The following is a 9,234-nucleotide window of genomic DNA, read 5'->3' on the forward strand; positions in this document are numbered from 1 at the left end:
TATGGCGAAGCAAAGCCAAGATAGGTGGTGGAAAATTTAGGCCATTGCGCGCAATTGAAAAACCTTAGCGTGCTATATTTTCCGTTTCCTGAGACGACCCCTACTTCATATAGAAGCGCACATAAAGGCTCTCATTACATAAAAAAATGGTTATAAGTGGTAATGGAAACCTCTCTCATTATGAAGGGGATCCTATGGTTCAAGAAACTGTAATGCCGCATCCAATAGCAATTAAAGTGCAAAATAATGGTGAGTGGTATAATCCACCATCAAAGCATTTAGAAAGTCCTATTGAGAATCATCATCCAGTAACTTTAGCGTTATTAGGCTTAAAATTTTATAGTGATTTCATTGACCAAGTAGAAATTAAATTTTTCTCCTAAAATTTATTAGCTAGATAAAAACAAAAAAGCTCATAAATGAGCTTTTTTTTATTGAAATAGATATGGAAATAGTACTTCAACCGCATGTGGAGACAATCTAACTTGCAACTTGTGTTTAGGTGGAGCAAATATTAGATGGTCTTTAACCATTACTTGAACGATTTCCCTCAATTTTTTCTCACTAATCTGGAACTTATCCTGTAATTCTTTTCTAGAATGTGGCCCATTATGCAAAAGAGTTTTATATATATCTTTCGCTTCTAAAGGCAATTTCTTTAATGGCTTTTTCGTTTTATGATCAAATAAAGCTTCATTGAATCTTAATTGGAAGTAAACGTTAATTCTTTCTTCAAGCTTATATGGTTCTAATAAGCTACTGAAATATGTCATTTGATCTAGAGCAACATCTATAAAATATTCTGTAAATTGTGTTAGTCCATCATCAGATAATATACCTCTACCATCCATACTACCTTGTCTTTGTCTATCAGCAATATCGAGATACTTATAATATTGCTCACTCGAACGAGCAAACCCTCTAGACATAGACCACAGACCATAACTTTTTAAACCGATTGCACGCATAAAACAATCGGTGAACAACCTTGAAACTCGACCATTTCCATCTAAAAATGGATGAATCCAAGCTAAACGGTGATGTGATGCAGCCATTGCCCAATACTTACTCATGCCTGGAAGGTACTTAACTTTATAAGCATTAGAAAACCATGACATATATGCTGAAATTTTTTCTGGCGTTGGTGGTGTGTGAGGTCCAACTCTAACGTTTGTTAGACGATAACATCCAGGTTCTATTTGATGAGTAGTTATACCGTCACTATCTAAAATTTGTAATTCCGAAGGCTCACATTGCTCATAAAAAGCTTCATGAATCTTTTTAATAAAATCTTGTGAAGTTACTTCTTCAACATTGCTGTGTTGCAAATTAAGTTTAACTTGAACCTCAATGTGTCTTTTAATTTCTAAAAGTCCTTTAGATTTATACTCGATAGATTCATCATTTAAATGCAAAAGTTCACTTGGTTTAGTTGGATTACCTTCAATCTTATTACTGTAATAAGAGTTAACTACACGTAATAACCCTTCAATAGCATCTCGTATAGTACTAGGTACAGTTGAATCTAATTGCGCGTCTAAGCGAATTATTTCGAATAACTTCTCTTCTAGCTCTGGTGAGTACGTACTAGCAATCGGTGTAATATCCACGTTGTAAATCTCTTTAAAACAGCAAGATAATTGTACGCTATAAAGTCCGAAATAAAAAATATATTAATATATAAATATCAGCATATTATAAAATAACTTTAAAAAAAAAGCCGTTATTTTTTCCGATATAAAGTCAATATTAGATTTTTCTATCCTTTAAATTATTTAACATAAAATCTCTTATGCGAATTTTAAGCTATTGATCGTTATTAGCTTAGTAACTGGCTTTTTTTTGCTATATTCACTACAATAATAGTACGCCATTGACGTACTTCACCTATGCTATTCATTGAAACCAGTATTTTCACCAAACAAATCAAAGAGCTTGTCTCTGATGATGAATACAGAGAACTCCAACAGGAACTTTTAGTTCAGCCAGATAAGGGAGATCTCATTAAAAATGGTGGTGGGATTCGTAAAGTACGTTGCGCTCAAGGCAGTAAAGGAAAAAGTGGTGGCATTCGAGTTATCTATTACTGGATCACTGAAGATGATCAGATCTTTATGCTACTGGCTTACCCTAAATCTGTTAAAGAAAACCTAAGTGATAAAGAAACCACTATCCTACGTCAACTTGTGAAGGAGCAATTTCATGGATAATAATTTATTTGATGACCTCGTTGCTTCGATCAAAGAAGCAGGTGCAATTAAACGTAATGAAGTTAAAGCAAGTCGAGTGACTGAGCTAACTTTACCTAGTATTAAAGAGGTTCGTGAAAAAACTGGTTTGAGCCAAACAGAATTTGCTGCACGTTTGCATATCAGCTCTCGTACACTTCAGAACTGGGAACAAGGCAGACGCTATCCAACAGGCCCAGCAGCAACATTGATTCGTATTCTAGATGCACATCCAAGCCTGATTTAAAATTATAAGCCATAAAAAAACCCCGACATCCTGTCGGGGTTTTTCGTATTTGGTACTAGGGTCAACTCCTGTCATCCCTCGCTTCCTGTCGCTGCTCTTTTTATTTTTATCTGGAACATCCTGTTCTCAATGAGGCCATGATATGAAATCGAGAGAGGTATGCATATTGGTAATTTTCTTGAATGACTGTACGCCAGAACGTACATGGAGATATCCTCAAATTATCCCAATATTTGTCCGCAGGAAATGGGGATAATTTCAGAAATGGAGGCCCTGAGAAATCAGGAAAAACTGAAATTTTGAGCATTTTTTAGCCAAGATTATTGGCTAAAAGTGACAAAAGTGCTTAAAAAGCAGCCGACTTGTTTCCGAGTCGGCTTTTTAGTGCTTTTTTGCGTTATGTAAAATATATAAATATTTGATTTAATTAAAATAATAAAGATTGGTTTCGCATAACGCCCATTATGTTAAATGGAATAAAAGAAAACCCTAAATTAAGGTTTTCTATGATTTTAATTATTTACCATCTCTCCAGAATGCTTCACCTGCTTGAATAGGGTCATTGGTTTCAGCCATCACTCTGATCCAAGTATCGTACTGTGCAATGATTGGATGTTGATTGGGGTGAAAATCTTTTTTCATCCAAGAAAACAAAGGCCGTTTCATTTTTCCAAACATTCCCTGCTGGCCAAAGACATCATTTAAACCCTTATAGAAAATCAGAGAACGTTTTTTAAAACTAAAACCATCTATCTTCAGCATTAAATTTGTTCTGTATAAAGTAAAGCCAAACATATGCATAATGGCAATCGGAAGAATCATTTTACGTTGCCATTCAGGTACATTTCCCACCTGTTTCATGACATCAAACACAATATCTCGATGCTCCATTTCTTCAATGGCATGCCAAGCCAAGAGTGAACGAACATGTGGATCTACATATTCAAAGGTTCTTTTCTCACTAAAAAAGCTTTCAGCCATCAATGCAGTCATATGCTCAAATGCAGCCGTAAATAGTAAATTTGTACGATCTGACAGGTTATTGGTCATCCAAGCAAATATTTGAGTGGCATGATCCGCATATTGCTCAATAGGTAAACCTTGAGCAATTAATGCATCATTCATTTTGGTATGGGCGATACCATGCTGTGCTTCTTGTTGAATAAAATCTGCAACTGCTGTTTTAAGATTTTCATTCTTGATTTGGTCTCTAAATTTGCGTACCGACTCAATGAAATAACGCTCTCCTGTTGGGAATGTTAAACATACGGCATCAAACAAACGTGTTTTAAATGGATCTTTTTCAAACCAATACTTTTCCATTTGTTCTATTTGGAAATCTAATTTTTTACGAACAATCGGATCAACTTCATATTGTGTAATAGCATTCATTTTAGAATCCTTAACCTTTTTAAGGATAATGAATGAGTACAGCTATGAAATTTGCACGTCTTATGCCATATTTTATACATATTGTGCCATTATGTGCCGAATCATGAACCCTATACATATATCAAGTTCATACTTCAAATTGATTTATGATTTTATTAATAAATTTCAATATCATACATACTTTAAATCTGATTTAAGAAATAAACTATTCAAAATATCTCAAGAGAATTTTTCAGTTAAATACCCTATTACAGAATTTAATATTTTTTTTGAAAAAATTAAGGAAATTCATAGTCCTAACGACCTAATTTTCGATTTAATTAAAACATTAGAATTTAAGCACTATGGATTAATAGCATATCTGGCAACTTACGCTTCGAATCTAGAAGATGCTCTTATTTATCTAGAAAAATTTAGTTATTTACTTATAGATCCAGGTGATTTTGAGGGCTTAAAAGTCAAAAAAAAATATATGGAATATGAAATTTTTTGGCCACAATGGAATAACGACTGCATTGTGATCCATGAAATCAATATTGCAGCTATGTCTAGTCTCCTTGAGAGAATTCTCGAATTAAAATCAACAGAAAGTACATTTGAAGCTATTGAATTTGCATCAGAAAAAATTAGACCTTTAGATGATTATCAGAATTTTTATCATTGTGATTTAAAGTTTTCGCAAGAGAATTATTGCATCAGAGTTTCTCATGCTAAATTGAAAGTAGATATGAAAAACTCAGATCAACAGTTGTTAGAGGTTCTATTAAGTCAAGCTGAAATTGCACTCGCTCAAACTAAATCTAAACAAGAGAATATTAAGAACAAAGTAGTTAATTTATTACACCATTATGTTGATGCATCATTAGCTATTCCTTCATCCGAGTCTCTAGCAAAAATGCTGAATATGTCTCGCAGAACGTTACATCGTAAGTTGGAAGCCCAAGATCTAAGCTATAGAAATTTAGTTATCGAAACTAAAATGCAACATTGTATGAAGTTATTGAAGTACTCGAATTTAGCTTTAACAGATATAGCCATATCACTAGGGTATACAAATCAATCTTCTTTAGGCAGATCCTTTAAACAGTATTATGGTTATTCAATGAGTAGAATTAGATCAAATTAATTATTAGATTTCCTAAAATTAACATAATACGCCTTATGCGAAATACTTGAACTTTTCCTTTTCGCATCAATATCTTAAAGTAAGCCGTTCTAGGGTTCAGCGCACTAGAACAGCTTTTTCTTGATCTTTCACGTTCCACGCCTATTCTTTGCTCATTGTTCCGTGATTTTATTCATTCAAATTAAACAATCTTGATTAATCATAGGGTCTAAAAAAACGACTCCAAAACCCTCTTTTCTCAGGCTCTGGTTCAATGTGCTCAGGCACAGGAATGCGCTTATTTTCTATTTCAACGGGAGTAGTCAATAGGTCATCTTTTGGTTCAGGTTCTAGCCTAGGATCTGTTGCTATATTCTGCTCAGATTTTTGATCGGTAAACGTAGTCATATTGGTTTTTGGGGCTTCCAGTAAGCGTTGTATTACTTCTATTTGATTATCTTTTGCTGCTAGCTGTTCACGTTGGAAAACCTCCCGCTCATGTGCAAGTTCTAGTTGTTTTTTTAGTATGTCTACCTGTTGTTTTAGCATGTCTACTTCTGTCTCTTTTTGTACCGTAGTAGACTGTAACGTGGTTATATCATTATTTTTATTAGATGGTTCGCCAAATACTCGTATAGCTTCAGATAAATCTATTTTTCCATCACTATTTTTTGATAAATCTCCTTTATTTATGCGTTTATAAATACTTTGTCGATTCATTCCATAAAGTTGAGATAATTCAATAACAGATAGTGCTTTCATCATGTAACCCAAGTAAAAATCTGTATGCCAGTAGACAGTATTTAATCATGTAACGTTACATCACTTGTTTGGCGATAACTAACTTTTTAAGATAAAGTGTTTAAGGCATTTGGAGAGTGACAAACAAAAGAAACTTCATTCATATTTAAAAATGTAGATTCAGTCTGAAAAGGTGGTAGTCATGAATAATCAAGAAAAAGGCATCATGAAAATAAACAAGGAAGTTATCAGGCTTCAAGTTGAAGCTGCTAGCAATCCTGATCACCCAGTTAATGATAATTTAAAAGCATACTTTGCAGCACGGAAGCAGGAATTAGAAGAAATCCGCAAAAGAAAAGCCCTACACAAAATAACACAAGCAGCTTTTTCCGTAGATAATCTACACCCAAACCCTGAAACCAAGTACATTTTTGATGCATATAACAATGGAGAAATAGAAACTATTGATGCCGCAATCAAAGCATTAGACAAACACTATGGTATCAATAGATAGTTTCCATAATCACAATGTTTTCAGAATACTTAAGCTTTAAAGCCGAGTTTCCGTAAATGGGGTAAAAACTGCTTTTGTTGTATAGGATCTCTTAGCATATCTTTAATTTTTGCAGCTAAGATCTCATAACTTTCATTACCATTAGCTAGGTTTGAAAATTCGGACAGTCTAGAAAGTTGGTTACCAAACATATTGATTTGAGCATCACTCAATTCATAACATTTTTCTTTAACTGGTTTAGCTGACTTTTGCTGAGAAGGCCTAATTTTGGATTTAATTCTAAATTGGATATCAGTAATAATTCTTCCATTTTTAAATTGGTCATAGTCAACAGTAATATCTGTATGTTCATTAATTTCACTGATTGCTTTGTCTAAAACATTGGATTTGAAGTTAGACATGGTTGAATACTCTGTTACTCCCAGTCCAAGTTTTGATCTAAGATCATTAATATTATATTTCTCAGTCTTTGCTACACTTAGCCACTTTATCAATAACTCATATAGTCTAATACTATATTTACTTTTAAAATCAGAAACTTGCTCTATATAGTATTTGGTAAATTGTTCACTAAGTCTACTAATTAAGCTTATAACTTCATTACTTAGATATAAAACAATAAAACCATTTGAATCTACATAGGTAACTTTATTTACCCAATTGGCTGTAGTAAGAGCTTCTAGGCCTTTATATCTATCTAAGTAACTGAATTCTCTTCTCTTTAATGTTTTTGCTGCTTCTCGAATGAGATTGTAAGCATTATTACTATCCACTTTAAATTGATGAATATAGTTGCTTACAGATACTTCTATTGGTGTTTCTGGAGTGAGACTCAAAGATTCTCTAGCTTCAACTATCGCTAAAAGCATAATGCGCTGTTCTATAAGAGATAAGTTGAAAGAAGCATCAATTAGAGCATTATCTTTTACGACTAGTTTATTGTTATTGGTCATAGTATTAAGTAAATCAATTAATATAAATAGGTTATATTCTACCTATTTTAAATAGTCAACATACCAACTATCTTTATCACCCCTTAAACCTATCTTTATCACCCCTTAAACCTATCTTTATCACCCCTTAAACCTATCTTTATCACCCCTTAAACCTATCTTTATATGAATTCAAATGCATGAATCTTAATTATTTTTAATCATATAAAAGTATTAAAAACATTAAAAATAATTAAAAACCCTGTCTGGTCAAAATTGCCCTTGGTTTTCGCTTCGCTCAAACTCTATTGAATCTCGCTTACGCTCGATTCAGGGGCAATTTTTTTGGTTCTTTTCGTTGTGAATTTGAAATAAAAGCAAAAGCAACTTGGAATTCGCTTCGCTCATAAAACTTTATGCTCGCTTCGCTCGGTCTAGATTCTGATTTATGCATTTAAACTTCACTTTTTTAGATGAATAAACCTAAAAAAGCAGTTCTTCAGAAGGCCCAGGCGCGAATTTTGGAAATACCGCTCGTAGACACTCGCTTTGTTAAAATTATCTGATATTAAATATGTTGTGTTCAAACATCATATTAGATGGTTACAGCGTTTTTTCTTTCCCTTAAAGTTCTTCTGTTATGTTCTAATTATTTAAATATGGAGAAAATAGAGCATTTAGATGAAATATTTTTATAAGGTTAATGTTTCATAGTAGGACTATTTGTTTCTTAAACGTTCGAGTTTTTGTTTTCTTTCCTTAAAATAAGCTTTAAGTCCATTATTTATAGGATGATCTGGATTTCTTGCTGCTTCTCTTAGGGATTTTTTAACTTTCTCCCTTGTTTCAAAAAGACTTACTGTTGGATCTTTCTTCATGGATTTTCCTCTGACAGTTGGTTTTTTTCTTCATTTATGGATTAACCAATGCGTTCCATTCTGCGAGAAGTTTAGCTTCTTCTATTTCAAAGGTGGTCTCACCATTGATTATACGTTGAATTGTCGCCTGAATTTTTGGTTCACAAGCATCTATCACAGATTGTGGGTATTCATGGTCACAGATCCCTTTTGCCTTTTCGTCTGATGTTCGTAGTTCTACTATTCCTTTATCATTCATTTTCATCTTTTACCTCCCTCTTCTAAAAATTATATCCTGAAGATGAAGAACCGATTGTAATAATTGCCCAAAGGGTGTTGGGTGCAAAAAACAACTAAAAACAATCATTAACAACCAAAAACAACTATCACTTTGGATAAATGCAACCAAAAACAACTAAAAACAACCATTAGGTTTGATAAAAGACGGTAAAAATAAAATATCTTCAAGCAAATTAAAGTGTTTTAAACTATAAGACATTAATATTTAAAGCATTTTAAAGGTTATATTCAGTTCAAAAGTCAGATAGCTGTTAGGAGAGTTTTTCTTATTTTTTGATTGCAGGATAGGCTAAGGCCGTCAAACAGGGTGCATAATTTTGATTGTAGGATGAGTAAGTCTGTGTGAACAGTTTATATGGAAATCAAAAGGCTCATGGATAGAGCCTTTCGCATAAGGCGTATTATGTTAATTTTAGATTTCCTTTCAAATCAATCTAAAATTAAGTAGTTGAAAATAATAAAAAAGGCTTTATTAAATTATAAAATATTTATGAAATAAGAGAAAATGCAGAATACACCACTAAAACAAGCTAAAGCAGAACTCGAATCGGCTAGATCTAGTATTGAAGCTATGCGAAATTCAAAATCATTTGAAGAGTTTGAAAGAAATTGGCGATTTTTTTTAGGGTGCTTAGAGAAAGTCTGGGCAAAAACTGAAAGAGCATGCCAAGACAAAAGAAATGAGTTTCAACCTTGGCAAGGACAGTTCAGTCGATTACGTAGAAAGGATATGCTTCTTAGATATCTTAAACAGGCTCGTGACGCAGATACTCATTCAATCCAAGAAATCACAGAAATTTATCCTGGTCATACTTGGGGTCGTCTCAGGAAACGGAAAATATAGCACGCTAAGGATTTTCACTCCGACTTCTTTTAACGATATCCAACACGGTATTTTTGCTTAGATTGACCAGCCGA

Annotated in this window: 12 protein-coding genes; 6 read left to right on the forward strand and 6 right to left on the reverse strand. The window is 33.2% G+C overall.

Annotated features, from left to right (window positions below):
- Positions 1-194 precede the first annotated feature (194 nt).
- Positions 195-383 carry a hypothetical protein gene (locus tag IEV17_RS16880; RefSeq protein ID WP_188363601.1) on the forward strand — a complete coding sequence of 63 codons (189 nt, stop codon included), beginning with the start codon at positions 195-197 and terminating at the stop codon, positions 381-383.
- A gap of 48 nt (positions 384-431) precedes the next feature.
- Here IEV17_RS16880 and IEV17_RS16885 read toward each other — a convergent pair whose 3' ends face one another.
- Positions 432-1,610: a Fic family protein gene (locus IEV17_RS16885; RefSeq protein ID WP_188363602.1), complete on the reverse strand. Its 1,179-nt coding sequence runs from the start codon at positions 1,608-1,610 to the stop codon at positions 432-434.
- Between the two features lie 279 nt (positions 1,611-1,889).
- On the opposite strand from IEV17_RS16885, the gene IEV17_RS16890 reads away from it, so the two are divergent.
- Positions 1,890-2,210 (forward strand): type II toxin-antitoxin system RelE/ParE family toxin, encoded by a 321-nt coding sequence (locus tag IEV17_RS16890; RefSeq protein ID WP_188363603.1) that lies wholly within the window; start codon positions 1,890-1,892, stop codon positions 2,208-2,210.
- Positions 2,203-2,475: a NadS family protein gene (nadS, locus tag IEV17_RS16895; protein WP_188363604.1), complete on the forward strand. Its 273-nt coding sequence runs from the start codon at positions 2,203-2,205 to the stop codon at positions 2,473-2,475. Before IEV17_RS16890 ends, nadS begins: the two co-directional genes overlap by 8 nt.
- Before the next feature lie 516 nt (positions 2,476-2,991).
- Here nadS and IEV17_RS16900 read toward each other — a convergent pair.
- A complete protein-coding gene (locus IEV17_RS16900) occupies positions 2,992-3,867 on the reverse strand; it encodes a metal-dependent hydrolase (RefSeq protein WP_188363605.1) in 876 nt (291 codons plus the stop codon).
- A gap of 103 nt (positions 3,868-3,970) precedes the next feature.
- Between IEV17_RS16900 and IEV17_RS16905 the strand changes: the two genes are divergently transcribed.
- The gene (locus IEV17_RS16905; RefSeq protein WP_188363606.1) at positions 3,971-4,993 is read left to right on the forward strand and encodes a helix-turn-helix transcriptional regulator; all 1,023 of its coding nucleotides are present in this window, start codon (positions 3,971-3,973) and stop codon (positions 4,991-4,993) included.
- A gap of 195 nt (positions 4,994-5,188) precedes the next feature.
- On the opposite strand, the gene IEV17_RS16910 is transcribed toward IEV17_RS16905, so the two are convergent.
- Positions 5,189-5,734 carry a plasmid replication DNA-binding protein gene (locus IEV17_RS16910; protein WP_188363607.1) on the reverse strand — a complete coding sequence of 182 codons (546 nt, stop codon included), beginning with the start codon at positions 5,732-5,734 and terminating at the stop codon, positions 5,189-5,191.
- A 181-nt stretch (positions 5,735-5,915) separates the two neighbouring features.
- Here IEV17_RS16910 and IEV17_RS16915 point away from each other — a divergent pair, with 181 nt between their 5' ends.
- Positions 5,916-6,227 carry a hypothetical protein gene (locus IEV17_RS16915; protein ID WP_188363608.1) on the forward strand — a complete coding sequence of 104 codons (312 nt, stop codon included), beginning with the start codon at positions 5,916-5,918 and terminating at the stop codon, positions 6,225-6,227.
- 29 nt (positions 6,228-6,256) lie between these two features.
- On the opposite strand, the gene repM is transcribed toward IEV17_RS16915, so the two are convergent.
- From repM to IEV17_RS16930, 3 genes are all read right to left on the reverse strand, one after another.
- Positions 6,257-7,180: a replication initiation protein RepM gene (gene repM, locus IEV17_RS16920; protein ID WP_188363609.1), complete on the reverse strand. Its 924-nt coding sequence runs from the start codon at positions 7,178-7,180 to the stop codon at positions 6,257-6,259.
- Between the two features lie 698 nt (positions 7,181-7,878).
- The gene (locus IEV17_RS16925; protein ID WP_188363610.1) at positions 7,879-8,037 is read right to left on the reverse strand and encodes a hypothetical protein; all 159 of its coding nucleotides are present in this window, start codon (positions 8,035-8,037) and stop codon (positions 7,879-7,881) included.
- A 34-nt stretch (positions 8,038-8,071) separates the two neighbouring features.
- Positions 8,072-8,281: a hypothetical protein gene (locus IEV17_RS16930; protein WP_227554485.1), complete on the reverse strand. Its 210-nt coding sequence runs from the start codon at positions 8,279-8,281 to the stop codon at positions 8,072-8,074.
- Between the two features lie 540 nt (positions 8,282-8,821).
- Between IEV17_RS16930 and IEV17_RS16935 the strand changes: the two genes are divergently transcribed.
- Positions 8,822-9,160 carry a hypothetical protein gene (locus IEV17_RS16935; protein WP_188363611.1) on the forward strand — a complete coding sequence of 113 codons (339 nt, stop codon included), beginning with the start codon at positions 8,822-8,824 and terminating at the stop codon, positions 9,158-9,160.
- The last annotated feature ends 74 nt before the right edge of the window (positions 9,161-9,234 follow it).

Source organism: Acinetobacter modestus (assembly GCF_014636095.1).
Lineage (GTDB): Bacteria > Pseudomonadota > Gammaproteobacteria > Pseudomonadales > Moraxellaceae > Acinetobacter > Acinetobacter modestus.

What these genes read in the sequence shown, in the direction of transcription:
- IEV17_RS16915 (WP_188363608.1), top strand. Translation starts at nt 5,916, where the DNA reads ATGAATAATCAAGAAAAAGGCATCATGAAAATAAACAAGGAAGTTATC.
- IEV17_RS16930 (WP_227554485.1), bottom strand. Translation starts at nt 8,281, where the DNA reads ATGAAAATGAATGATAAAGGAATAGTAGAACTACGAACATCAGACGAA.
- IEV17_RS16925 (WP_188363610.1), bottom strand. Translation starts at nt 8,037, where the DNA reads ATGAAGAAAGATCCAACAGTAAGTCTTTTTGAAACAAGGGAGAAAGTT.
- IEV17_RS16900 (WP_188363605.1), bottom strand. Translation starts at nt 3,867, where the DNA reads ATGAATGCTATTACACAATATGAAGTTGATCCGATTGTTCGTAAAAAA.
- IEV17_RS16890 (WP_188363603.1), top strand. Translation starts at nt 1,890, where the DNA reads ATGCTATTCATTGAAACCAGTATTTTCACCAAACAAATCAAAGAGCTT.
- IEV17_RS16910 (WP_188363607.1), bottom strand. Translation starts at nt 5,734, where the DNA reads ATGAAAGCACTATCTGTTATTGAATTATCTCAACTTTATGGAATGAAT.
- nadS (WP_188363604.1), top strand. Translation starts at nt 2,203, where the DNA reads ATGGATAATAATTTATTTGATGACCTCGTTGCTTCGATCAAAGAAGCA.
- repM (WP_188363609.1), bottom strand. Translation starts at nt 7,180, where the DNA reads ATGACCAATAACAATAAACTAGTCGTAAAAGATAATGCTCTAATTGAT.
- IEV17_RS16935 (WP_188363611.1), top strand. Translation starts at nt 8,822, where the DNA reads ATGCAGAATACACCACTAAAACAAGCTAAAGCAGAACTCGAATCGGCT.
- IEV17_RS16880 (WP_188363601.1), top strand. Translation starts at nt 195, where the DNA reads ATGGTTCAAGAAACTGTAATGCCGCATCCAATAGCAATTAAAGTGCAA.
- IEV17_RS16905 (WP_188363606.1), top strand. Translation starts at nt 3,971, where the DNA reads ATGAACCCTATACATATATCAAGTTCATACTTCAAATTGATTTATGAT.